At 33.8% G+C, this 358-nt stretch carries 1 protein-coding gene; it reads left to right on the forward strand.

From position 1 onward, the window contains the following. Positions 1-358: IS607 family transposase (locus G4417_RS16645; protein WP_173717711.1), on the forward strand; the 358-nt coding region annotated here is incomplete at both ends.

A 358-nucleotide genomic window follows, 5' to 3' on the forward strand; every position in this document is an offset into this window, starting at 1 on the left:
ATAGATATTATTCTGATGAGCAACTCAACCAGGTAATAAATGTAAAGCCTAAAAACCGCATTACAATTGGGTATTGTCGTGTTTCCAGTCATAAACAGAAAGATGATCTGGAACGACAGATTGATAATGTTAAAACATATCTTCTGGCAAAAGGACAGCCGTTTGAGATAATAAGTGATATCGGTTCCGGAATTAATTATAAGAAAAAAGGGCTCCAGGAATTGATCAGGCGAATATCTCAAAATCAGGTTGAAAAGGTTGTTGTTTTGTATAAAGATCGGTTACTGCGATTTGGTTTTGAGTTGATAGAATATATCGCTTCACTTTATAATTGTGAGATTGAGATTATTGATAATAC

Source organism: Blautia wexlerae (assembly GCF_013300825.1).
Taxonomy (GTDB): Bacteria; Bacillota; Clostridia; order Lachnospirales; family Lachnospiraceae; genus Blautia_A; species Blautia_A wexlerae_B.